Here is a 23,256-nt window from a genome sequence, read left to right as displayed (position 1 = left end):
ATGCGACATAAAGAAAACGGGTTCACCTTAATTGAGTTGATGGTGACGATTGCGGTGATGGCAATTATCGCGATGATGGCGGCGCCTTCTTTTACCCAAACAATTCGAAAAAACCAACTTATAAGTGATACGCGTGATTTTGTAGATTTATTGGCGGAAACAAGGTCTGAAGCGATTTTTAAACAGAGTGATCGGGTCGTAGCGTTAGATAGTAGTGTGGCAACACCTTTTAAAACTTGGGTGCCAACGCATGTCACAAAAACGAGTGGGGATAGCAGTGTGACTTTTAATCGTTTGGGGCAGACCAGTGTTTCCACAAACGGACAGTGCTTTATTTTTGAACACAGTAGTGATGCTGCGTTAAAAGCATATGTGTATGTACAAAAGGGTGGAACGGTTGTTTACAATAAAGCGGCAACAAGTTGTCCGACTTGAGGGGAAGGAATAATAAAAATGATGAAACGTCAAACGGGAGTTGGGTTAGTGGAGGTGCTTGTGGCTTTAGTACTTCTAAGTATTGCTGTATTGGGGTTTGTGGCATTACAAATTAGAGCCATCACGGCTAGCAACGAAGCGACGATGAATGTTCAGGCGACTAATATTGCCCGAGATTTGGCGGAGCGGATGCGTATGAATCGGGATGGGTTGGCGGGATATGTTGCGAATACCGATACCACGAATTGCGCAACTGCATTTTGTTCCCCTGAAAATATGGCTAAATACGATTTTAGACTAGTAAGCAGCCGTGCAACTGACTTGGGTATGAGTATGGATGTGCTTAATTGTCAAGGGTCTACCTTAGTTCGAAAATGTATATATGTAGCGTGGGAAGGAACAACAGCGACCAATGGTACAGGTAGTTCTGATTGCACCAATGGTGCAGCCTATGTGCCAAATGCGAAATGCATCATCATGGAGGTATATAACTATGGCTCATAAGCGATATACCTCAGGTTTCACCCTCATGGAGTTGATGGTTGCTTTAGCATTAGGATTGTTAATTGTTGCCGCAGGTTTGGCTGTGTTTTTGAGTAGTCAGCGTTCTTTGGGTTTACAGTCTGGCATGAGTGAGTTGCAGCAAAATGCGAACTTTGGAATGTCGCTCGTTACACATGATTTGAGACATACCAATTTAAATACTGTCTCTTCACATAGGGTGAATAATTATAACAATGGTTCGGGGATTATTTTTAAAAAAGAAAATTTACCAACTGCATTGCAAGCAACAGCTAATTTAGAAGCTGAATTTGTTACTTTGCAAAATAAGGATACTGACAACACTACTGGGACAAGTGATCGGTTAACTATACAATATGTCCCTGCAAGCAGTGAGATTTTTAATTGTGAAGGCGTACAGGTGACGAATGCGTCCTCGAAAACCATTGTGCAACGTTATTATGTGGCAGAAAGTCCACAACAAGTAACGGGTGAGCCGACCTCGTACTCGCTGTATTGTGATGCTGCTTCTTATGATGGTGCAGGGCTAGTCGGTTTAAATACCAATGCACAACAAATTATGCAGCGGGTCGATGCGTTTAAAGTACGCTTAGGGGTAAAAAATCCTGCGGGTCAGTTACGCTATATGACGATTAATGAATATATTACTGCGATGGATGCAATTCGTGCAGCTTGTGCCACTCCAATTGTTGAAGATACCTGTTCAAAAACCTATTTGAATGTTGTTTCTATGGAGATTGGTATTCTGTCTCGTTCTACGGGAACAATTGGTGCTGATGCAAATTTAAATACTCAAACCAGCTTTAATGTTGCGGGAACTCCAGTCACGCTTTCAGGGGATGTAGCAGTAAATAAGCGATATTTGCGTCAGGCGGTAAATCAAGTGGTCGCTATTCGTAATACTTTGGGAGCATCATCATGAAACAACAAAAAGGTGCAACACTCATTACAGTTTTGGTTATTTTGGTCATTGTCACCTTACTTGGCACAATTGCGGTAAAAATGGGGATTGTGGGCTTAAAAATTGCAACCAATAGTCAGGTGAATGCGTTGTTGTTAGAAAACTCTGATTCAGCGTTGTTTAATATTGAAAATCCTGCTGAGGTTGAAAGACAACTGGCCTTGGATGGTATGTTTGCTTATTTTAACTCGGCTGCCAATGCTGATGATGAATTGGTATTTTGCTATCGGGCTGCCCAAAACGCATTTTACGATTTTTCTAAAGCCAGTGCCATTGCTGCAGATGGTACAACAACTAAAATTGGTGTTGATGGCTTTTGTAAAGCCAATCAATTTGCAATGGGGCGTTCTGCAGTGCTGTCACAAGTGTATTTAACCAAAAATGCAACAACCTCTACACCATTTGCTGGTGTGCCAAAAGGAACAAGTCTTGGACAAAGTAATGTGCCGGTAACCATGCATAATATCGGGGCGACTGTCATTTCAGTCTTACCAAGTTTTGCAGGTGCGACTACTACGCAAATAGAGAACTGTTTTAAGCAGCGGGCTTCGGCCGTGGGGGCATGTTTTGATGGGTTGGGTATTCCCTATAACATGCAGCATTCGGACTATGTGGTTGGTGGACAGCCGAAGCTCATGAAGCTCATATAGTAGAGAGGATTAAAAAATGAAAACATTAAATTCAAGAAATATACTTTCTACGGCAGTCTCGGCGCTGATGACGATGATGGTTTGTAGTAGTGTCTCTCGGGCGAGTGATATCGAGATCTATCAAAATGCCAAGCCAAGCACGATTACCCTGATGATGCTGATCGATATTTCAGGGAGTATGGACTATATGTCTTATGGTGGTCAAAGTGCATGTGATGCACCGAACCAAAGTGTAAAAAAGTATGCGCTGCAAAAAATTAATCCGCATGCAGATGCTCCAACCTATAGAAGGCAGTGGTGCGAGGTGACCAGTGGAGGGGTAACTACCCCATATCCAGATCGTATTACCCGCGTTAAGGACGGTATGATTGATTTGTTATTTGGAAATACTAGTAAAGGCATAACCGCCTTACCTGATAATAATATCATTGGTTTATCAACGCTAGGCTGGGTTCGGAATCCGCTGTTAATCGATCCTACAAAGTCCGATGGTCGGTTGCTTTGGGATGGAACACAGTCTAGCTCACCTATGAGAAATCAAGGTAATATGAATCGTTTGGCTTATGGTAATACGGATACATATAAAAGTGAGCGTGGTGGTATTGAGTCGGATTGGGATAATATTGGTAATATTGCAGTGCCTGCACGACGACTAGATGCAACGATTACGGTGGATGGTGTTTCGATCACTCAACGTAAATATTTAGCACAGAAAATTGCCAGTCTTGCAGCGGTGACGAATACGCCAACTGCACGTTCGTATGCTGAAACAATAGCTTATTTGCTGGGTGAGACAACTCAGGGGCGTGCTTCAAGCGGGTATAATTTTGCTAATCCAGATGCTTATGACACCACTCGAACAGGATATTATGCGGCGCCATCATCCATGACGCAGGCAGAAGCGGATAAACAGTGTAATGGACAAGGTGTGTATGTATTAACCGATGGTGATCCTTATCAACATACGAATGCGCAAGAGTTGATTCAAAGTGCCTTGGGAAGTACAGGAAGCTCATTTAGCTGTAGTACTAGTGACAGTTCGGCTGGAACATGGGATTGTGTTCGTAATCTTGCAAAAAATTATTTACTTAGTGGGAACAATCCTAAAGGTGTGGCAATTAAAACAGCTGTTGTTGGTTTTGGTAATAACTTTAACAGTGTGCCGTCATATGATAAGACAAAAAGTATTGCGGCTAATGTGGCATCAATTAATGCTTCCAGTGCGAGCTTCAATCAAAAGAATGCCGCACTGTGGGGGGTTGAAGGCGGTGGTGGGTGGTATTCTGGTAGTAGGTCAGAAGATGTGGTGAATAGTGTTAAAGGCTTTTTAAATGAAATCGAAGTTGAAATTCCTGCGGTAGCAACGGGTTCTCCAACCTATCCTCAGGATGCATTGAATCCACTACGCATTCAACCTTATGGTTATTATGGATCATTTACACCGAAACCTCAGGAGTCTACTCAGCTTTGGGTTGGGAATATGAATAAATATCATATTTTTAACGGTGAACTATATAATGCAAGTAAAACTATTCGCTTAATTAAGGCAGATGGTTCGCTTGACGCAGCCGCCAAAGGGCTTTGGACTGACGAGGGCATGAAAGGACAATTGCCCTTAGGCATAGGCACTAATGCTGCTAACGAGCAAGTTGCAAACCGTACTATTTATACCAATCGTGAAATTACAGGTACTGCGGCTCCGTATGCAGCAAGTGAAATCGGTTCACTGAAAAAAGTCAATGTGGCGACGCTATTTGGTACAGGTAGCACGGCATTGTTTGTGAACGACCCAGATAAAAATTATTGGTTGAACTTGCTTGGTTACAATGTTGCTGAAACAGGAACGGTGACTTTAGCCGATCTTATAACCAAACCTGAACTGCGTCAGGTCGGTTCGGTTATGCACTCCACTCCTATTTTGCTCACCCAGTCAGGTAAAATTTCATACACTTCTGGCACTATTGACACCACTGATCGTGACGATTACTTATTATTCGGTACTACACAAGGATTATTGCATGTCGTACGGGCAGGCAAAAATGCAACTGATGCTGATCGTGGTAAGGAAGTATTTACTTTTGTACCTCACGAAATGATGAGAGACCAAAAGACTGCATTCCTGAAAGAAGATAGCACTACTGGTGGCTCGGCGAATCTGTTTTATGGTATTGATGCACCGTGGACGGCTTATACCCAGTATGTTGCAAAAGCAGATGGAACATTGACCGTGAAGGATTCAGGTCGTGTTGCACAGAATGCCAGTGGTGATGATATTGCCATTAAAGGCTTGCAGTGGGTCTATGGTGGTTTGCGTATGGGAGGCAAAAGTTATTACGCCTTGAATTTATCTGACTTAGATAATCCAGAGCTCAAATTTCACATCGACCCAGCTAGCTCAAAAATTTATAAATCAAGTTCCACAACTACAGGTGTAACCGCTCTAAGTTATATGGGACAAAGTTGGTCTAAACCAACTATTGCCTATGTCAAATTCGGTGGTGTGAAGAAACTAGTGATGTTTGTGGGGGGGGGGTATGATGAAGGCTATGAAAATGCAGCTTATAACCAAACTAATGGTATCGGCGCAGGCGTATATATGTTTGATGCCAATAATGGCGACTTGCTTTGGTGGACCAGTGCCAATGCAACAGCAGCAGGTGGTGCAGAAGCATTTACCGATGCCAGTGACTCTACAATTAACATGAAATACAGTGTTGTCAGTCAGATCAATGCGATTGATCGTGATAGTGATGGTTTGGTAGATAATTTGTACTTTGGTGATTTGGGTGGACAGGGATTCCGTGTTGACTTAAATAATGCGGCGACTGGGGCGGATGCAAGTGCGAAAAAAGGTAATTTTGCGAAACGTGTGGTACGTTTGTTCAATGAACATGCAACAGGTGGCGTAAGTCCTCGGTTCTATGAAATGCCGAGTGTGTCTATACATGACAGCGATGATGGTTATGTTGCAGCCGTTGCATTTAGCTCAGGGAATCGTAGTTCTCCATTAGTTGGAACAGCATCAGCCTCAGGCACAAATAACCAGGCAGGTTCAACGGTGAGTGCAGCGGACGGTGTATTTGTCGTTTATGATAAAGACGTTGCTAAAACAGATCTTTATGCTTCTCCAACATTAACGACACAAAATATTAGCTTTAGTTCTTTAAATACAAATATTAGTACAGGCGTTCCAGTTACTGGTAATAATGGTTGGAAATATATTTATTCGAATATAGCTGGTGTCTATAAAGGCATGAATGAGCTGTATGCCTTAGATGGCATGTTGTATGTCAATGTGTTTCATCGTGATGGTACAGGTATTGGTGGGACGTGTGGCGCTGGTGTAAAAGGGGACAGCTATGTTTATCAATTCTGTTTGCCAACAGGTGAATGTCCTGAAAACTTTTATGCGAGTGGTCAGACAGCACCGAATAGCGTAAAACTTGGTGCGGGTATTTTGGGTGCTGGTTTAGGTCAAGGACGTAGTAGTGCCAATAATACTGGGTTGATTGTAAACCGCCCTAACACGCTCGATTGTACCACTACCCCAAATTTACCTGAATGTCAGGAGTTTACCACCACAGCGAAACTTAGACAGTTACGTTGGTATGAAACTCGTTAAGGGGTAAATCATGAAAAAAACACATGGCTTCACATTAATTGAGCTAATGATTACAGTGGTGGTGGTAGCAATTATTGCTGCCATTGCCGTACCTTCGTATCAACAATATATAGAACGAAAGGACTTAGCAATTGCTCGGCAAGAAGCATTACGTATAGCTGCGGAATTAGAAAGATTTAAAGCAAAAAACTTTAGTTACAAAGGTTTTGATGCAAGTTATTTATATACATACGAAAGCACAGATGCTGGTGGAAATCTTGCAACTGCCAGTTATTATAATAAAACGACGGGTCAATTGCTGTTGCCACTAGGCTCAACGAGTTCCACTGCGAAATATACGTTGACATTGGCGAATGGAGGAACAGGACATAAGCCCTTAACGATTGTTAAAGGAGCTGATGGTCAAGAAACAGCAGATTCAGCGAGTGTGAACGGTTTGAGCTGGGTAATGTCGCTAGAGCGTGCTAAGGATAGTGATGGTGAGCCAAAACAGCCACGTAATTACGATCTGCTTTTAAGCAGTACAGGTATACGTTGTATGACAAAAGTCAAAGATGTAGTGACAGGTTATGCAAATTGCGGCAGTTATAGCGAGTCATGGTAATGAAAAAATACTCTTTAGGATTTACTTTAATTGAATTAATGATTGTTGTGGCAATAATTGCTGTTTTGGCGGCGATTGCTTACCCTTCTTATACTCAATATAAAATTCGTACTAACCGTGCTGATGTACAAAGTGAAATGATGAATATTGCACAGCGCTTACAAAGTTACTACGTGATCAATCATAATTACACGAGTGCAACCCTAGATAACGGCACAACCAGCAAAGATTATCCAATATCTAATCCTGTTTATAGAGTTACGCTTGTTCCGAGTGGTCAAACCTATACATTAACTGCAGAGCCTATATCCGGCACTGTTCAGGTGGGTAATGGAAGTGTAATTTTAGATAGTCAGGGAAGGAAGTGTTGGACTAAAACAACTACAGCTTGCGTTCCCTCAGCCACCTCCAACTGGGACGGACGCTAAATAAATTCAAACCTGCGGATAAATACGTTTAGATCTTTCATTCAGGGCAAAATTCACGTAAAATACTGCCCTCTATGAAAGGGGTTTGAAATGTATCGATGGTCGATGCAGGGATAATCCGTAAAAACTATAAGGTTGTATCATGGTAGTTATTCGTCTTACTCGTGGTGGTGCTAAAAAGCGTCCATTCTATCAAATCGTTGTAACTGATAGCCGCAATCCACGTGACGGTCGTTTCATCGAACGTATCGGTTTCTTCAACCCTACAGCGCAAGGTAAAGCAGAAAAACTTCGTTTAGATGCTGACCGTTTTGCTCACTGGGTAGCACAAGGTGCTCAACCGTCTGAACGTGTTGCTTCTTTGGCTGCTCAAGCGAAGAAAGCTGCAGCTGCTGCATAATTTTAAAGAATTAAGTCGTAGGTAGCCCATGACACCAACACAGAATGTGCCCGAAGATCGTATTCAGATTGGACAGCTACGTTCAGCTTATGGATTAAATGGGTGGCTCTGGGTCTATTCCAATACAGAACCTATGAGCAACATATTTGACTACCTGCCTTGGTACATTGAAACCAAAGCAGGTTGGCAAATGGTCGATGTAAAACGTTGGAAACCACATGGCAAAGGCTTGGTGGTCAGCTTAAAAGGTGTGAGTGATCGCACCGCAGCAGACAACTTAGTTGGTGCAAATATCTGGATTTCAAAATCGCAACTGCCTCAACCAGGTGTGGATGAGTATTACTGGTCAGATTTAAAAGGCTTAACTGTGTTAGGTCTGGATGATGACGAACAGGAAATTAATCTCGGTCAAATCCATGAACTGTTTGAAACAGGTGCTAACGATGTGATGGTGGTTCGCGCAACTGCTGCCAGTGTCGATAGTGAAGAGCGCATGATTCCATGGCATAAAGATGTGGTGCAACGTGTTGATCTCGAAGCGGGTCGTATCTACGTGAATTGGGGCGTAGATTATTAATCCTTTCAGGATTCACATAGCAGGAAAATAGAGGAGTCTGCGGTGTTTTTTGCAGTCATTACGCTTTTTCCTGAAATGTTTGAAGCGATTACAGCTTACGGTATTAGCGGACGCGCAGCAAAACGCGATTTAATGCAAATTACTTGTATTAATCCACGTGATTATGCACAGGGCAACTACAAAAGGGTGGATGAACGTCCATTTGGTGGTGGTCCGGGTATGGTGATGATGGCTGAGCCTTTGGCAAAAGCAATCCAGCATGCCAAAGAGCTTGCAACGCAAGCAGGTGCAGTTCAGGTTCCTGTGGTGTATATGTCACCGCAAGGAAAGACCTTAAACGAAACTGCGGTACAGGATTTTGTCAAATATGACGGAATCATCGTACTGTGCGGACGTTATGAAGGCGTCGATGAACGTTTGATCCAGCAATATGTTGATCAGGAATGGTCAATTGGAGATTACGTCTTGTCGGGTGGTGAACTTCCTGCGATGGTTTTATTGGACAGTATTATCCGGAGACTTCCGGGTGCCATGTCTGATGAGCAATCACACGTGCAAGACTCATTTGTGGATGGTCTTCTAGATTGCCCACAATATACCAAGCCAGATCATTTTGAAGGTTTGAATGTGCCTGAGGTGTTAAAGTCCGGGCATCATGCCAATATTGAAAAATGGCGGTTTTTGCAGCGATATCAGCGTACACTTGAACGCCGCCCAGAGTTGGTGGAAAAAGTCGAGCTGACCAAGCAGCAGAAAAAATGGCTAAAAGATTTGTAAGATATTGATGAGTAATCATTTCTGTCTTCAAGCAAGTACTTAAAATGATTTAAGTATTCTTTAATAGGCTCTTTATGGTTGAGATGGTCAACTATAAAGGGAAAGATAATCGGGTGTATGCGCTTTAGCCTCTATACCCAGCGATGATCAGACCTCTTCTGACTCGCACATATTGGAGATACCCCATGAGCGGTAAGCATCCTTTAGTTCAAGTAATTGAAAACGCACAATTGAAACAAAACATCCCTGCTTTTGCACCAGGTGATACAGTTATTGTTCAAGTTAAAGTAAAAGAAGGCGACCGTGAGCGTTTACAGGCGTTCGAAGGCGTTGTAATTGCTAAGAAAAACCGTGGTTTGAACTCTGCGTTCACAGTACGTAAAATTTCTAGCGGTGTTGGCGTTGAGCGTGTATTCCAAACTCACTCTCCAATCGTTGCTGGTATCGAAGTGAAACGTCGTGGTGACGTTCGTCGTGCTAAACTTTACTACCTACGTGAATTGTCTGGTAAAGCTGCACGTATTCGTGAAAAATTACCAGCTCGTAAAACTAAAGCTTAATTTTAAGTTTTATACGAGCGAAAAAATGCGCCTTTGGGCGCATTTTTTTATGTCTGGCTATTTTAATAAATCATAAACCTTGCAGTTTTAAGCGGTTGGCATGTTGACGATAGGCAGCAACCGGATCAGGTGAAAAGGTACCTTTAATGCCAAATAACAAATTGATTTCATCCAGATGATTCCATGGATAATCATCACGAATCGTTTTACCAAATTTGGCGCTACATACCGACACGATTCCATCGTTCGCGCCAGCCTTACTTGCAGAAAGTACATCCAAGGCTTTCATGGCGGCATCACTGACATCTAGGGGATTGGTTACAGGTTGATTGCCTGTCATTGAATACAATGCAATGCCTTGGTCTTTATATTTGCCCTCACCGCATGGACTCAGCGAAAGACCGAGTTTAAAGCGCTGGTTAAATTCTGTTGTGCCTTCACGACGTGCTGTGTCCTGCTGCAAGGGTGTTGTGTGGGAAAGCTTGACCGTCTAAGCCTTGTGCCCACATGATGACGTTGCCAAAACTGCTGATCAGGGTATTGAGTAGCTCAGATGTTCCGGTTTGATTGGCAAGTCGCATGACATCAGAGGCGACAATCGTCCCTTGGTTGGCACCGCCCACAGTCATCACTGAGGCTACATATTGCGGCATAACCCCCGCAGCATAACGCACGCTATGCGCACCATGACTATGACCAATTAAATTCAGTTTTTTGGCGCCGGTGATTGCCATGACTTCTTTGAGTTGCTCCACATATTGTTCACCTCTGATTTCGCTGGAATTGAAAGGTGAGATGCGGGTGGCAAAGGCAGTTGAACCATTACGGGCTAAATCTGGCAAAATTTGATACCAATAATCCATGCCTAAGGCATCAAAACCAATGTGATTAAAGCCGACCATGCCATGTGCAAATACAATCGGGTATTGTGTTTTGGCATAATTGGACATGACAAATCTGGATTCTGCTTGCTGCAAATTGGAAGCCTGCACATATTGGCCCGCAAATAACACGCAGCATAAGGTTATAAAATGCGTTCTAATTTTCATAAATTTCCATTTTGGCAGTTTAAAAATCAAAAAATCCCTGTGCATTGGGATGACAGGGATGAGATTGAATTACAGGCCTTGCAATTTGAGCCGGTTAGCATGCTGGCGATAAACATCGACTGGGTCTGGAGCAAAGATATTCTTTAATCCGAGGAACTGGTTCACTTCATCCAGATGGTTCCAGTTATAGTTATCCCGAATGGTTTTACCGAATTTGGCACTACAGCGAGAAACCAGACCATCATTTTCCTTGCCACCATCAATGAGTAAAGCTGTAACTTTGAGTGCTGAATCAGGGTCGAGAGGGTTGGTGACTTGACCTATACCTGTGAATGAATAATGACGAATATCACCGTCTTTTTCCTTACCTTCACCGCAGGCGGTGGTCGGCATACCCAACGGATATTTCTGGTTAAATTGAGCAGATCCTGCTAGGGTCAGGCTGCTACCACCAGCCAGAGAATCATGCGGGAAACTGTTCGGATCCAGACCTTGTGCCCAGGTGATGGCCTTAGACACCAGGTTGATACCACCCACTAAAGGCCCTTGTATTGGCGTACCTTCTGCCTGAAGAATCAGGTCTGCCACCGGAGAGCCTTTATGTGGAGCACCGACGGAAGTCAGGGAAGCAACCAGATCAGGTCTCACACCTGCAACATAACGAATGGTCGGGCCGCCATGTGAATGACCAATCAGATTGACTTTGTCTGCACCGGTAATGGCCTGAATTTCTTTGACTTGCTCTAAAAGTTGTTCACCCCGAATTCCTGATGAGTTAAAAGGTGAGACACGTGTTGCCCAGACATTGCCACCATTACGCGCCAGATCCGGTAAAATCTGATACCAGTAATCCAGTCCAAACTGGTCGGTACCGACCCGGATAAAGCCTGCCATACCATGGGCGAAGACAATCGGATATTGGGTCTTGGCATATTGTGAACTGGCTTTTGCTGTGACCTGACTGGCTTGGGTGGATGCCTGAGTGCTGAGGCATGTACCCGCCAGCAGCAGGCCGGTGATGAATGCTCCGAATTTCATTATATTTTCCTCACTTTTGTTGTTTTAACGGGATGATCCTCATCCGGTTGCCTAAAGTCCCCCTCTGCAGCAGGGACTCAGTTTCCTAAGTTTTTTTAATTAATAGAGATGATCTATTTATAAAGATGAGTGATTTATAAGCCTTGCAGTTTGAGCCGGTTGGCATGTTGGCGATACAGGGCGACTGGATCCTGCGCGAAAGGACCCAAAATACCAAAAAACTGGTTTACTTCATCAAAATGATTGTGGGCATAATCCTGACGAATGATTTGGCCATAGCGTCCGCTACACAGCGGCAGAGCACCATCATTGGCTTCTCCTTTCAGGAAACTGCTACCTAACCTCACGACTGTAGATTCAATCGCATCCAGTGGATTGGTCGCCTGCCGGTTGCCCATCCAGGAATAGTGGTAAATTCCATTTGGCGTAAGTTTGCTGCCCTGAGACTGACAGTCTTTGGGAATGGCAGCAGAACCATATTTCATATTGAAAGCCTGAATCGCCTCTGGATTCATGGCTTCCAGTGCTTCAATCATACTGACTGGATACTGGTTAGCTGTAACCAGATTCATGCTGTGGCCCAGAATCGTACCGACGGCCTGAATGAATGGTTCAAGCAGGGGTGTCTGGCTGGCATTGACAAAAACTGGTGTACCTTGCATCGCTCCTGCAATGGCGGTTAAAGAGGCGGCTTTATGCGGTGCAACGCCCTCGATATATTGAATCGTTGGGCCACCTTGGCTATGCCCAATCAGATTGACTTTCTTCTGACCTGTCAGTGCCATTACTTCATCAATTTGCATCAAGAGCTGTTCACCGCGGAGTTCATTGGAGGCGACGGCAGACAATTCAGCAGAAAATACCCGTGCACCATGCCGACTCAGGTCTTGGGGAATCTGATACCAATAATCCAAACCAATGCGATCCGTTCCAATCCGGTTAAAACCCAGACCAAAACCATGCACAAAGACCATCGGATATTTTGTCTTGGCATAACTCGAGAGGACAAAATTGCTTTTATATGGCTGTAATGCCGAAGCTTGCACAGGGCCAGTCAAGATAGAACCAAGCAGCAAAAGGTTCACGTGATAGATTATTTTTTTCATTGCAGCTTCCCGATCACTGATAGGTCAAATAAAAAAGAACCAGAAAAAAGCCTATATTTCAGCTGAAATATAGGCACTCTGGCGTTATAAACCTTCTAATTTGAGTCGGTTGGCATGCTGGCGGTAGAGGGCGACCGGATCTGGTGCAAACACTCCTTTCAGACCAAACATCATATTGGCCAGGTCAGTATGATTGAGTTTGTACTGGTCATGAATCACCTTGCCCATGAAAGCGCTACAACGTGACACCATGCCATCATTGTCTTTACTGCCATAAGATAAAGGGCCGAGCTGCATCAGGATCGTGTCAATATCCAGTGCATTGGTGGCTTGGGCCACACCCGTCCATGAATAATAATGAATGCCTTTACTGTCTTTCTGTTTTAAATTTTTATTGCAGTTTTCTGTGGACGCCAATACACCATCTTTGACCACCTGCTGCGCCACTGTGGCATTAAAAGTATTTGAACCGGTCTGGGTCAGGGATTTCATGGAAGCATCAAAATCAATTTCCAGTTCAGGCTTAAACTGACCCAGTGCAATCAATGGTCCAATAATATAATCCCCTAAAATGTTAAAGGCGGTACGCGTCAGGCTATTGTTCTGAATATCATCTGCCACTTTGGAGCCATGGTAGGTTCCTGCAACGCCAGTAATAGAGGCGATATACTGCGGCTGGGTCGCTGCAACATACAGCACTGTTGGTCCGCCATGAGAGTGACCAATCAAATTCAGTTTTTTCTTGCCGGTAATTGCCACAACCTCTTCAACCTGATGAACTAGTTGTTCACCGCGATGCGCCGTTGTATTTGCTGGAGACAATTGTGCCGCAAAGACGGTTGAGCCATTACGTGCCATATCTGGCAGAATCTGATACCAGTAATCCAGCCCGATACTATCGGTGCCAATGCGTGACCAGCCTAGCCAGCCATGCACCATCAAGATCGGATATTTGGTCTTGGCATAGTCAGACCGGCTCTTTTCGATGACTTGTGTTGCACTCGCTGCAGCCTGAGTCTGTGCAGAAAAACTGAATCCCAGAGTAGTCGCTAAAGCCACAGTCAGTAACTGGGCTGTCTTGCTGAAAGTATGCATAGCTGTCCCTTTTTTAATTCTATCTTTATTCAAGCAATCATTGCTTTTTGTAGAGTGTCGCAAGCCACAAATCAGACGATGAAAATACAGTTTCGGCCTTCAGTGGCTAAGCAAATTTTCTTTTAATGAAGCGGTATTTTTTCATTTCAGAGGTCTAAAACCATGTCATTTGGGGACATGCAGGACAGGAGGAATTTACATTGTAAGTATGCGTTTTATTTGCAGATGTATTTAAATAAAAAGTCTTTGAAATCATTATAATTTTTCTAAGTTATTTTGTGTAAATACGAAATATTTGGAAACAACTATAAAAGATCATTTTGAGAAAAAATATAAAGTTATCAAAAGGGCATTTATAAAAAAGCCATCAACAGGTGATGGCTTTTAGGCTTAGTCAGCAAAGGGTAGTTTGGCTCCCTGATCATGAACCTGTTCAAATGTTTCAACCCGCAGCTGTTCTTGCGGTGTATTAAAATGTTTGCTGCGAAGCTGGGCAATCGCTTGCTGTTTGGCAGTATGGGACATGCTGGACTGGGTAATCTGATCCCGTTCATCTAAATAGCCAGTCACCCGGTTTTTCCAGTCGCTGCGTTGTACATCCAGTTGTTCCAGACGTTGTGTCGCTTCAGCACCGACCAGATTCATCCGCATCTGCCGGATTTCATCACGGGAACCGCCACGAGCTTTAATATCTGCGGTAAGTTTGCGCAAATCTTCCAGTTTATTCAGTTGTTCCAGATTTTCCTGCCAGTCCTGCGGGAGCTGCTGAAACAGTGCTTTGAGCTTTTGCGCTTTTTCAGTCTCCGTTAAGCTTTTGTCTGCCAGTACGCTCATCCGGTCCAGGGTATATTCATGATAGGCATCTTCTGTGCCGAACAAGCCCTCAATTTCATACTTGGAAAAGTATTGTTGGCGCAAATTCTGGGTACTGTTATAGATACTGCGATAATAGGCAGGATCTTCCTGATTTAGCCCGGCCGGTGCAGTGAGCTGGCCCAAGCCCTGACGGTACTGGAGATAACGATCCCATAAATCCAGAATTTGCGAGAGTGCAGGCTCTTTATGATTCTGGCGAATATAGGCTTTAAAATCCTGTTGGATCTGCTGCAGATTTTTTTCACCGAACTGGGTAATAAAATATTCAAAACAGTTGCGGGTCTGTTCATTCACAATCAGACGGTTGCTGGCGTCTAGCTGCATCTGACAATTAATTTCGGTATCTTGCTGGCTGGCACTGGGGAAAGCTGCATTGGCAGGGCCATTGACCAAGAGTGCGGTTTGTTCTGCCTGAGTTTCAGTTAAAGGCATTTTTGTCCCGGTATCCGCCTGGGTATTTTCTTTTGGAGACAGCCATAAGATCAATGTGAGAATACACAGCACCAGCAACGCCAGAATGATCCATATTTTATATTTCTGCATATCCTATGCACCTATTTTCTCGTTATTTCATTATTTTTAGATATTCAAGCTTTTAGATATTAAAGCTTTTAGATGTTCAAGCCGGCTCAATATGCCATAAAAATCATTAGAGACTATAGAAAAGTTGTAAATCATCTCGCAGGGTTTTACCATGGCGCCAATTTATAAAATGTCTGATTTTTTGCCATGAAAGCATCATCTCCTAAAATTCAGCGCCGTCATCTCAGTGGTGTCTTCCTGCTCAACAAGCCTTTGGGTATCAGCTCTAATGCCGCATTACAAAGAGTCCGCTGGTTGTACCGTGCACACAAAGCCGGCCATACTGGTGCGCTGGATCCGCTGGCATCTGGTTTATTGCCTGTATGTTTGGGAGAGGCGACCAAGTTTTCGCATTATTTATTAGATTCGGTCAAGCGTTATCAGACGACCGTATTTTTGGGACATAGTACCACCACGGGAGATGTGGAAGGCGAGGTGCTTCTGGAAAAAGCAGTTCCTGAACTCTCGGAAACCTTGATTCAGAACAAATTGGCACAGTTTATCGGGGATATCCAGCAAGTGCCGCCAATGTATTCTGCCTTGAAAAAAGAAGGCCGTCCTTTATACGAACTGGCGCGCAAAGGTATCGAGATTGAACGTGAAGCACGTCCGATTACCATTTTAGCGATTGAGCTTTTATCCTTTACGGAGAACAGTATCACGCTGGATATTACCTGTTCTAAAGGGACTTATATCCGGGTATTGGGTGAAGATATTGCCAAAGCACTGGGAACTTATGGTCATCTGACTTATCTGCACCGCATCAAAACCGGTCATTTTGATTTGATCCCGAGTTATACCATTGAATATCTGGAAAGCCTGAGCGAAGCAGAGCGTGATGCACTGTTGTTGCCGGCCTATGCACCGGTTGATCATTTTCCAAAAGTGCAGGTACCCGAAGGTCGCGCAGAATATTTTAGCCGCGGCATGGAAAGCAATATCGAACATGAAGCAGCTGAACAGGTGCTGGTTTTTGATGGCGAGAAATGTCTGGGGCTGGCAGAAATTACCGACAAAAAACGTCTGGTACCCAAACGCGTCCTGAACCTCTAATCGAGTCAAGATATGGAAATAGAGATCATCATCAGTCTGGTTGTCTTTGCATTTTTTGCAGGGGCGATTGATGCTGCCGTGGGTGGTGGTGGTCTGATCCAGATCCCGGCAATTATGGGGAGTTTACCGCATTTACAGCCTGCTACGGTCTTTGGCACCAATAAACTCGCCTCCATTTGTGGCACCGCTTCTGCGGCATTTTCCTATCTGCGTCAGGTAAAACTACCTTGGCTGCTCTTGGGCGTGATTGCACTGTGTAGTTTTGTCAGTTCTTTTATTGGTGCAGCCAGCGTTACGCTAATTCCAGTCGAGATTCTTAAGCCTTTTGTGCTGGTCATGTTGATCGTGATCGCAATCTATACCTTAATGAAAAAACAGTTTGGCCAGGTGCATACCGAACAAAAACTGAATCGGAAAATGCTGATTCTGGCCGCTTTGGGCAGTCTGGCGATAGGCTTTTATGACGGTATCTTTGGTCCGGGCACCGGCAGTTTCTTTATTTTCTTTTTTATTCGCTATTTAAGCGTCGACTTCCTGCATGCATCGGCCTTATCGAAAATTGCCAATTTCACCACCAACCTGGCCGCATTAAGCTTTTTTATTCCCAGTGGCAATGTGCTGTTTATGGTCGGGACAATGATGGCGGTAGCCAATATTTGTGGTTCCTTGGTCGGGGTGCGTTTGGCATTTAAATATGGCAGTGGCTTTATCCGGATTTTATTCCTGATTCTGGTCAGTCTGCTAATTTGCCGGATGGCATACCAGATGTTTTTTTGATCTAAACCCGATGTAAATCATTCTCGATATTAAAATTTCTTAACAAATCACTGTATAAACTTCGTCTGAACCTGTTCTGAAAATCTTCTAGAATCAATGATATGAAATATAAAACAATCGGAGAAATATCGGAATGACGACTATTTTTGAAGCATTAAGAGAGAGTCATGAGATTCAGCGTGATCTTGCAGAAAAACTATTACAGACTTCCGGGGATACACCAGAACGCCGCGAGCTGTTCAAGCAACTGAAAAATGAATTGTTTGCCCATGAAGCTGCGGAAGACCGTTATTTTTATATTCCCTTGATGATGACCGATTCGGGCCTGAATATTACCCGCCATGCCTTGGCCGAACATCATGAAATGGACGAAATGATCGAGGAATTAACTGCAACTGAATTGAGTAATCCGGGCTGGATTGCCATGGCCAAAAAACTTTCCGAAAAGGTGCATCATCACTTAAAAGAAGAGGAACATGGTTTCTTCCAGCAGGCCGGTAAAATTCTGGATGAAAAGCAGAAGACCGCTTTAGCAGTGCAGTACCAGAATGAATACCAGCGTTATAAAGACATGAAAAAAGATATGCTGGTACAAAACTAAACATCGAAAAGATGACATTTGATTAGCTACTTTTCCATAACTTATAACTCAAATTAGATGTTTGAGTTAATCGTTATGCATGTTTAGCTTAAGAAGATGATTGTACAGCCTCATTTCTTAAAAACTTAAATGCTTTTGTGTAGGCAATCTCCCTACTTTGGAAAGACCCAAAGTAGGCAAAAGTCTTTTGTTACCCATACACGACGTCCTGTCGTGATGGGTAACATGTGGCATCCTTGCCACACTCGCGTATCAAAAATCTCTTTATTGCAACTAGGGCATCTGATCATCTTTTTATCTGGAGATATGGGATTTTTATCCATTCATCTATTTTTTTTAGTTATATCAAATGGATAAAGTGAAGAGATTAATGATGAGATATATTTAGTTGTTCAAATTCCAATAAGCCTTTTAGGTATTCTTTTCTCCCGATCCTTGACGGGCGGCACGTACAGTCACGCCGACTGATGCCAGCATGATACAGATCAGTGCCACGGTCTGAAGAAGCGTAATTTTTTCGCCTAATAGTACAAAACCGGCCAGTGCAGCCAAAGCCGGAGACAGGCTGGACAGGGTACCATAGCTGGTTTTATTCAAATGCTGAAGTGCCTTTAAATCCAGAGCATAAGGAATGGCTGTTGCCAGAATTGCAATGGTAATGGCTTTGCCCCAATGCTGGGTATCGAGAACTGCTGCCGCATTGTGATATAGCCCGAATGGAAGTAAACATAGCGCAGAAATACTGATGGCAATGGTCAGGGCATGCATACCCATATTCTGCTGTACCACACGCTGACCAAAGAAAATATAAAAGGCCCAGCATAGACCAGCACCTAATGCACAGGCAGCACCCAGCAGGTCAAACTGATGATTGGCAGCTTGTCCCCATGGCACCATCAATGCGATTCCTAAAATGGCCAGAATTACCCAGATATAATCACTGCGATTTTTAATGGATAACAACGCCAGCCCTAGCGGTCCTACAAATTCCAGACCGACTGCAATCCCTTGAGGCAGTCTGCCCAGTGACATATAAAACAGGATATTCATCAGGCCCAGTGCTGCACTGTAGCAGAGTAAATCTTTCCATTTGAGATAGGGCAGTCGCGAGATAATTTTCCAGGAACGGAACATCACACAGACAATAATGGCGGCAAAACATAGACGCAAAATGGTTACTGTCAGCGGGTCCAGTACAGTAAATAATTGCTTCGCGAAGGATGCACTGATCTGGTATGAAGTCATGGATAAAACCATGTACAACACAGCAAGGAGTTGGGCGTTTGGCATGGGAGTTTGATATGCCAGGCAGGCACAGAATTCAGGTCAGGGAGAAAGGCAGATTATAGCAAACTGGTTAATTTTTGATGAGTAGGCAGAGAGAATATTTTGTGAACAGTTGCCTTAAATTTAACGCAAATGAATTTAAATTTTTAAGCTCCATAAATGACCAGAAAATTTTAAATTCAAAGTGTAAAAATCACTGCGCAAAACTTTGAATTTAAAAATTCCTACAGTAGAAAATGATCAATGATTTAAATATTTTTATTTTTGCGCTTTTGCATGGTCACCGTACAGCCTACCGAAGCACTGATAATCGTGGCCAATGCCAGCCACTGTGTCCACAACAAGGTTTCGCCTAGAAAGATCAGCCCCGAGAGTGCGGCAATAGCGGGTTCCAAACTCATCAAGGTGCCGAAACTCAGTGCGCTTAAATTACGCAGTGCAATCATTTCCAGAGTGAAAGGCAGGGCACTGGCCAACACAGCCAAAGCCACAAAATACAGCAAACTCATCGGTTCAAAAGTATATGCCGGCATGCCTGCAAAGAGCGCAATCGGCATCAAAACCAGCATGCCGACAAACATGCCTAGGCAGACAGTATGATTGCCAGAAATGCCTGAAGGTCTTTGGCCGGCAACGATATATAAGGCCCAGCAGGCACCAGCACCCAGGGCGAATGCAATCCCGATCGGGTCAAGTGGCTGGGCAGCCTGATCAAAAGGGAACAGTAGAATGAGACCTAGAATTGCCAGTCCGACCCAGATAAAGTCAAATTTCTGACGTGCATAAAACAGGGCAACACTTAAGGGGCCAATGAATTCAAAAGAGACGGCAATTCCCAGCGGCAGGCGATTAATAGATAGATAAAACAGCAGGTTCATACCAGCCAGAGCAAGGCCATAACTGATAATGGCCGGCCACTTGATCTGTCTGAAATGGATTTGCCAAATTTTAAAAATCAGCGCCAAAATCATAGCGCCTAACAGCAGACGCATTGCGGAAACAGTCAGGATGGGAAACTGACCGAACAGATATTTGGCAAAGGAACCACTGCTTTGCATACTGATCATGGCGATCAGCAAAATCAGCGGCGCTTGCACAATAGGTGCAATTTTAAAATTCAGCATGACTAAATAGGTTTCGATTTCTCGAATAGCGGAAGAGCAGCATCAGCTGAAAAAGGTTTAAAATAAAAACCTTAAAAAACAAAACACCACAGCCCGAGAGCTGTGGTGTTTTTGAAATCTTGAATTAGAACAATACGCGTGCGCGGATTGTACCTTCAACATTCGAAAGCATATCAAGTGCTTCATGAGATGCAGCAGCATCGACATCCATCACCAGGTAGCCCACATCGCCTTTAGTCATCAGTGACTGACCAGAGATGTTGATGCCTTGTTCAGCAAACAGGTTGTTGATTTTAGACAACACGCCCGGAATATTTTGGTGGATGTGCAGTAAACGATGTTTGCCTTCAGTCAACGGCAATGCGATTTCTGGGAAGTTCACCGCAGAAAGCGTCATACCCTTGTCAGAGTAAGCTACAAATTTCTCAGCTACTTCCAGACCGATGTTCGCTTGCGCTTCCATGGTCGAACCACCCACATGCGGAGTCAGGATCACGTTTGGCAGGTTACGCAATGGAGAAACAAATTCTTCACCGTTCGCTTTAGGCTCTTTCGGGAATACGTCAACCGCAGCACCAGCAATATGACCAGATTTGATCGCATCTGCCAGGTCTTCAATCACGACACATGTACCACGTGCCGCATTCAGGAAGATTGAACCTTCTTTCATTTGCGCAAACTGTTCTTTGCCAAAGAAATTACGAGTAGATGGCAGATCCGGAACGTGTAGAGTAACCACATCTGCATTGGCAAGTAATTCGCCCATAGAGCCGACTTGACGTGCATTACCTAAAGGTAGTTTTGTGACTGCATCATAGTAGGTTACTTTCATGCCTAGGCTTTCAGCCAGTACAGAAAGTTGTGAACCGATTGAACCGTAACCTACGATACCTAAAGTTTTACCACGTGTTTCGAATGAACCGACAGCCGATTTGTTCCAGCCACCTGCATGTGTATCTGTTGATTTTTCAGGTACACGGCGCAGAAGAAGAATAGTTTCTGCCAATACCAGTTCAGCCACTGAACGCGTATTTGAGTAAGGTGCGTTAAAGACTGGAATACCGCGACGCATTGCAGCGTCCAGGTTCACCTGGTTGGTACCGATACAGAAGCAACCGACAGCAATCAGTTTGTTCGCAGCTTCAAAGACTTCTTCAGTCAATTGAGTACGGGAACGAATACCGACGAAGTGCGCATCTTTAATCGCTTCTTTCAACGCTTCACCCTCAAGCGCAGTTTTACGATAGTCGATGTTGGTATATCCAGCAGCATTTAGAGTGTCGATTGCATTCTGGTGAACGCCTTCTAACAACAAGAAACGGATTTTATCTTTAGGTAGAGATAGATGTTGGCTCATTACGGCTCCGCTACAAAGGCCAAATTTAGTCGCGGTATAATAGCACAGGAAAAGCGCACTTATACATTTCCTTGATGACGCTCACATCAGCTATTCTGGCAAGATATATTGATAATAATGATCATGGTGTTTGATTTAAATCTGTATTTTCAAAGGTATATTATCAAAATTGTCATTTTTCGCAGGAAACACCAAAAAATAGCTTATAATATTGCGCCATGCTTTTAAAGCCGCGTGATCCGGTGCTTTAATAATCATGTTTCGCCTGATTTGTATCCATGTTTTTATGCATAAAAAATGTGCAAATGAACCAGCGAAGTCTCTCTTGTTTAAATCATGCTAGGTCTGCAAACGATGAATGCTCCAGTCGCTTTAACCCCTGAGTTATTGACCCAATTGACTGCAATTGTGGGTGAAAACCGTATTAAAACCGATACGGACAGCCTCCAGAATTGGGGTCGCGATCATACGAAGCACTTTGATCCAAACCCGTCAGTCGTCGTTTTTCCGTCGTCAACTGGGCAAGTTCAAGACATCGTAAAATTGGCAAACCAATTTAACGTTGCAGTGACTCCATCGGGTGGTCGTACCGGTCTTTCTGCAGGTGCAGTCGCAGCCAATGGCGAGATCGTGGTCAGCATGGACAAGATGAACCAGATTCTGGAATTCTTCCCGGCAGACCGTATGGTGCGCGTACAGGCAGGTGTGGTGACTGAACAGTTGCAGAACTATGCTGAAGAGCAGGGCATGTATTATCCGGTTGATTTTGCTTCGGCAGGTTCATCGCAAATTGGCGGTAACATCGGGACCAATGCTGGCGGCATCAAAGTGATTAAATACGGCATGACCCGTAACTGGGTGCTTGGCCTGACGGTTGTTACGGGTAAGGGCGATGTATTGCGTCTGAACAAAGGCATGATCAAGAATGCAACCGGCTATGCACTTCAGCATTTATTCATCGGTGGTGAAGGGACGCTGGGTCTGGTGACTGAAGCGGAAATCAAGCTTGAACGTCAACCGCAAGACCTGCAAGTGATGGTACTGGGTGTGCCTGACTTTGATGCAATCATGCCGTTATTGCATGCCTTCCAGGCGAAAATTGACCTGACTGCATTTGAGTTCTTTGGTGAACTGGCGATGCAAAAAGTATTGGCCAACGGTCACGTGCAACGTCCATTTGAAACTGAATGCCCATTCTATGTATTGCTTGAGTTTGAAGCTCCGTTTGAGCCGATTATGGACAAGGCGATGGAAATCTTCGAGCATTGCATGGAACAAGGTTGGGTACTGGACGGCGTGATGAGCCAGAGCCTGGATCAGGTAGAAAGCTTATGGCGATTACGCGAAGACATTTCTGAATCTATTGCCCCATTTATTCCATATAAAAACGACATTTCAGTTCTGATCACGCACGTTCCTGCATTCATTAAAGAAATTGATGCGATTGTGAGCGAGAACTATCCTGATTTTGAAATCTGCTGGTTCGGTCATATCGGTGATGGTAACCTGCACTTAAACATCTTAAAACCTGCTGACCTGAGTAAAGATGAATTCTTTGCGAAATGCCAAGTCGTGAATAAGTATGTATTTGATACCGTGAAAAAATATGACGGTTCAATTTCTGCGGAACATGGTGTGGGCATGACCAAGAAGCCATATCTTGAATATTCGCGTTCGGCGGAAGAAATTGAATATATGAAAGCCCTGAAAAAAGTGTTCGATCCAAATGGCATCATGAACCCGGGTAAACTTTTCGATCTTTAATCGGTCGGAAT

General features: G+C 43.9%; 22 protein-coding genes and 1 pseudogene. 15 read left to right on the top strand and 8 right to left on the bottom strand.

The window, feature by feature from the left end; genetic code table 11:
• From I6L24_RS02225 to rplS, 11 genes are all read left to right on the top strand, one after another.
• Positions 1-435, top strand: a complete 435-nt coding sequence (locus I6L24_RS02225; protein ID WP_216986373.1) for a prepilin-type N-terminal cleavage/methylation domain-containing protein — start codon at positions 1-3, stop codon at positions 433-435.
• A gap of 18 nt (positions 436-453) precedes the next feature.
• Complete coding sequence (gene pilV / locus I6L24_RS02220; protein WP_019836171.1) at positions 454-939, top strand: type IV pilus modification protein PilV; 486 nt, start codon at positions 454-456, stop codon at positions 937-939.
• A complete protein-coding gene (locus I6L24_RS02215) occupies positions 929-1,879 on the top strand; it encodes a PilW family protein (RefSeq protein ID WP_216986372.1) in 951 nt (316 codons plus the stop codon). Before pilV ends, I6L24_RS02215 begins: the two co-directional genes overlap by 11 nt.
• Entirely contained in the window at positions 1,876-2,568 is a 693-nt protein-coding gene (locus I6L24_RS02210; RefSeq protein ID WP_216986371.1) for a pilus assembly PilX family protein, read from the top strand. Before I6L24_RS02215 ends, I6L24_RS02210 begins: the two co-directional genes overlap by 4 nt.
• 16 nt (positions 2,569-2,584) lie before the next feature.
• Positions 2,585-6,190 (top strand): pilus assembly protein, encoded by a 3,606-nt coding sequence (locus tag I6L24_RS02205; RefSeq protein ID WP_216986370.1) that lies wholly within the window; start codon positions 2,585-2,587, stop codon positions 6,188-6,190.
• A gap of 10 nt (positions 6,191-6,200) precedes the next feature.
• Positions 6,201-6,794 (top strand): type IV pilin protein, encoded by a 594-nt coding sequence (locus I6L24_RS02200; RefSeq protein WP_216986369.1) that lies wholly within the window; start codon positions 6,201-6,203, stop codon positions 6,792-6,794.
• The gene (locus I6L24_RS02195) at positions 6,794-7,222 is read left to right on the top strand and encodes a type IV pilin protein (protein WP_216986368.1); all 429 of its coding nucleotides are present in this window, start codon (positions 6,794-6,796) and stop codon (positions 7,220-7,222) included. Before I6L24_RS02200 ends, I6L24_RS02195 begins: the two co-directional genes overlap by 1 nt.
• Before the next feature lie 142 nt (positions 7,223-7,364).
• A complete protein-coding gene (rpsP, locus tag I6L24_RS02190; protein ID WP_004809941.1) occupies positions 7,365-7,622 on the top strand; it encodes a 30S ribosomal protein S16 in 258 nt (85 codons plus the stop codon).
• A 28-nt stretch (positions 7,623-7,650) separates the two neighbouring features.
• Positions 7,651-8,199, top strand: a complete 549-nt coding sequence (gene rimM / locus I6L24_RS02185) for a ribosome maturation factor RimM (protein ID WP_168418483.1) — start codon at positions 7,651-7,653, stop codon at positions 8,197-8,199.
• Positions 8,200-8,241: 42 nt separating this feature from the next.
• On the top strand, positions 8,242-8,976 hold the full coding sequence (gene trmD, locus I6L24_RS02180) for a tRNA (guanosine(37)-N1)-methyltransferase TrmD (protein WP_216986367.1): 735 nt from the start codon (positions 8,242-8,244) through the stop codon (positions 8,974-8,976).
• Between the two features lie 185 nt (positions 8,977-9,161).
• Positions 9,162-9,536 carry a 50S ribosomal protein L19 gene (gene rplS, locus I6L24_RS02175; RefSeq protein WP_004281205.1) on the top strand — a complete coding sequence of 125 codons (375 nt, stop codon included), beginning with the start codon at positions 9,162-9,164 and terminating at the stop codon, positions 9,534-9,536.
• Positions 9,537-9,606: 70 nt separating this feature from the next.
• On the opposite strand, the pseudogene I6L24_RS02170 reads toward rplS, so the two are convergent.
• The 5 genes and pseudogenes from I6L24_RS02170 to I6L24_RS02150 form a co-directional block, all read right to left on the bottom strand.
• Positions 9,607-10,585 (bottom strand): annotated as a pseudogene (locus I6L24_RS02170) (esterase/lipase family protein).
• 69 nt (positions 10,586-10,654) lie between these two features.
• Complete coding sequence (locus I6L24_RS02165) at positions 10,655-11,623, bottom strand: esterase/lipase family protein (RefSeq protein ID WP_216986366.1); 969 nt, start codon at positions 11,621-11,623, stop codon at positions 10,655-10,657.
• 134 nt (positions 11,624-11,757) lie between these two features.
• On the bottom strand, positions 11,758-12,729 hold the full coding sequence (locus I6L24_RS02160) for an esterase/lipase family protein (RefSeq protein ID WP_216986365.1): 972 nt from the start codon (positions 12,727-12,729) through the stop codon (positions 11,758-11,760).
• A gap of 84 nt (positions 12,730-12,813) precedes the next feature.
• Complete coding sequence (locus tag I6L24_RS02155) at positions 12,814-13,824, bottom strand: esterase/lipase family protein (RefSeq protein ID WP_195725525.1); 1,011 nt, start codon at positions 13,822-13,824, stop codon at positions 12,814-12,816.
• 390 nt (positions 13,825-14,214) lie between these two features.
• Positions 14,215-15,243: a lipase secretion chaperone gene (locus I6L24_RS02150; protein ID WP_216986364.1), complete on the bottom strand. Its 1,029-nt coding sequence runs from the start codon at positions 15,241-15,243 to the stop codon at positions 14,215-14,217.
• A 186-nt stretch (positions 15,244-15,429) separates the two neighbouring features.
• Here I6L24_RS02150 and truB point away from each other — a divergent pair, with 186 nt between their 5' ends.
• The 3 genes from truB (at position 15,430) to I6L24_RS02135 (ending at position 17,713) form a co-directional block, all read left to right on the top strand.
• Complete coding sequence (truB, locus tag I6L24_RS02145) at positions 15,430-16,335, top strand: tRNA pseudouridine(55) synthase TruB (RefSeq protein WP_005263817.1); 906 nt, start codon at positions 15,430-15,432, stop codon at positions 16,333-16,335.
• A 12-nt stretch (positions 16,336-16,347) separates the two neighbouring features.
• Complete coding sequence (locus I6L24_RS02140; RefSeq protein ID WP_005248297.1) at positions 16,348-17,112, top strand: sulfite exporter TauE/SafE family protein; 765 nt, start codon at positions 16,348-16,350, stop codon at positions 17,110-17,112.
• A 133-nt stretch (positions 17,113-17,245) separates the two neighbouring features.
• Positions 17,246-17,713 carry a hemerythrin domain-containing protein gene (locus tag I6L24_RS02135; protein ID WP_216986363.1) on the top strand — a complete coding sequence of 156 codons (468 nt, stop codon included), beginning with the start codon at positions 17,246-17,248 and terminating at the stop codon, positions 17,711-17,713.
• A 411-nt stretch (positions 17,714-18,124) separates the two neighbouring features.
• On the opposite strand, the gene I6L24_RS02130 is transcribed toward I6L24_RS02135, so the two are convergent.
• The 3 genes from I6L24_RS02130 to serA all read right to left on the bottom strand — a co-directional run bounded on the left by I6L24_RS02130 (position 18,125) and on the right by serA (position 21,481).
• On the bottom strand, positions 18,125-19,003 hold the full coding sequence (locus tag I6L24_RS02130) for an EamA family transporter (RefSeq protein ID WP_216986362.1): 879 nt from the start codon (positions 19,001-19,003) through the stop codon (positions 18,125-18,127).
• A 245-nt stretch (positions 19,004-19,248) separates the two neighbouring features.
• Entirely contained in the window at positions 19,249-20,124 is an 876-nt protein-coding gene (locus tag I6L24_RS02125; protein WP_216986361.1) for an EamA family transporter, read from the bottom strand.
• Between the two features lie 124 nt (positions 20,125-20,248).
• Positions 20,249-21,481 carry a phosphoglycerate dehydrogenase gene (gene serA, locus I6L24_RS02120; RefSeq protein WP_004281578.1) on the bottom strand — a complete coding sequence of 411 codons (1,233 nt, stop codon included), beginning with the start codon at positions 21,479-21,481 and terminating at the stop codon, positions 20,249-20,251.
• A gap of 354 nt (positions 21,482-21,835) precedes the next feature.
• Here serA and I6L24_RS02115 point away from each other — a divergent pair, with 354 nt between their 5' ends.
• Positions 21,836-23,245: an FAD-binding oxidoreductase gene (locus I6L24_RS02115; RefSeq protein WP_216986360.1), complete on the top strand. Its 1,410-nt coding sequence runs from the start codon at positions 21,836-21,838 to the stop codon at positions 23,243-23,245.
• Positions 23,246-23,256: the final 11 nt, after the last annotated feature.

The organism is Acinetobacter lwoffii (genome assembly GCF_019048525.1).
GTDB lineage: Bacteria > Pseudomonadota > Gammaproteobacteria > Pseudomonadales > Moraxellaceae > Acinetobacter > Acinetobacter lwoffii_K.
The sequence above is the reverse complement of the archived record's forward strand: the minus strand, read 5'-3'. Positions and strand labels throughout refer to the sequence as shown.

Coding starts and splice junctions, on each gene's coding strand:
- I6L24_RS02155 (WP_195725525.1), bottom strand. CDS start 13,824: ATGCATACTTTCAGCAAGACAGCCCAGTTACTGACTGTGGCTTTAGCG.
- I6L24_RS02135 (WP_216986363.1), top strand. CDS start 17,246: ATGACGACTATTTTTGAAGCATTAAGAGAGAGTCATGAGATTCAGCGT.
- rimM (WP_168418483.1), top strand. CDS start 7,651: ATGACACCAACACAGAATGTGCCCGAAGATCGTATTCAGATTGGACAG.
- I6L24_RS02215 (WP_216986372.1), top strand. CDS start 929: ATGGCTCATAAGCGATATACCTCAGGTTTCACCCTCATGGAGTTGATG.
- I6L24_RS02210 (WP_216986371.1), top strand. CDS start 1,876: ATGAAACAACAAAAAGGTGCAACACTCATTACAGTTTTGGTTATTTTG.
- serA (WP_004281578.1), bottom strand. CDS start 21,481: ATGAGCCAACATCTATCTCTACCTAAAGATAAAATCCGTTTCTTGTTG.
- pilV (WP_019836171.1), top strand. CDS start 454: ATGATGAAACGTCAAACGGGAGTTGGGTTAGTGGAGGTGCTTGTGGCT.
- rpsP (WP_004809941.1), top strand. CDS start 7,365: ATGGTAGTTATTCGTCTTACTCGTGGTGGTGCTAAAAAGCGTCCATTC.
- I6L24_RS02225 (WP_216986373.1), top strand. CDS start 1: ATGCGACATAAAGAAAACGGGTTCACCTTAATTGAGTTGATGGTGACG.
- truB (WP_005263817.1), top strand. CDS start 15,430: ATGAAAGCATCATCTCCTAAAATTCAGCGCCGTCATCTCAGTGGTGTC.
- I6L24_RS02140 (WP_005248297.1), top strand. CDS start 16,348: ATGGAAATAGAGATCATCATCAGTCTGGTTGTCTTTGCATTTTTTGCA.
- I6L24_RS02125 (WP_216986361.1), bottom strand. CDS start 20,124: ATGCTGAATTTTAAAATTGCACCTATTGTGCAAGCGCCGCTGATTTTG.
- I6L24_RS02195 (WP_216986368.1), top strand. CDS start 6,794: ATGAAAAAATACTCTTTAGGATTTACTTTAATTGAATTAATGATTGTT.
- I6L24_RS02150 (WP_216986364.1), bottom strand. CDS start 15,243: ATGCAGAAATATAAAATATGGATCATTCTGGCGTTGCTGGTGCTGTGT.
- rplS (WP_004281205.1), top strand. CDS start 9,162: ATGAGCGGTAAGCATCCTTTAGTTCAAGTAATTGAAAACGCACAATTG.
- I6L24_RS02165 (WP_216986366.1), bottom strand. CDS start 11,623: ATGAAATTCGGAGCATTCATCACCGGCCTGCTGCTGGCGGGTACATGC.
- I6L24_RS02115 (WP_216986360.1), top strand. CDS start 21,836: ATGAATGCTCCAGTCGCTTTAACCCCTGAGTTATTGACCCAATTGACT.
- I6L24_RS02200 (WP_216986369.1), top strand. CDS start 6,201: ATGAAAAAAACACATGGCTTCACATTAATTGAGCTAATGATTACAGTG.
- I6L24_RS02160 (WP_216986365.1), bottom strand. CDS start 12,729: ATGAAAAAAATAATCTATCACGTGAACCTTTTGCTGCTTGGTTCTATC.
- I6L24_RS02205 (WP_216986370.1), top strand. CDS start 2,585: ATGAAAACATTAAATTCAAGAAATATACTTTCTACGGCAGTCTCGGCG.
- I6L24_RS02130 (WP_216986362.1), bottom strand. CDS start 19,003: ATGCCAAACGCCCAACTCCTTGCTGTGTTGTACATGGTTTTATCCATG.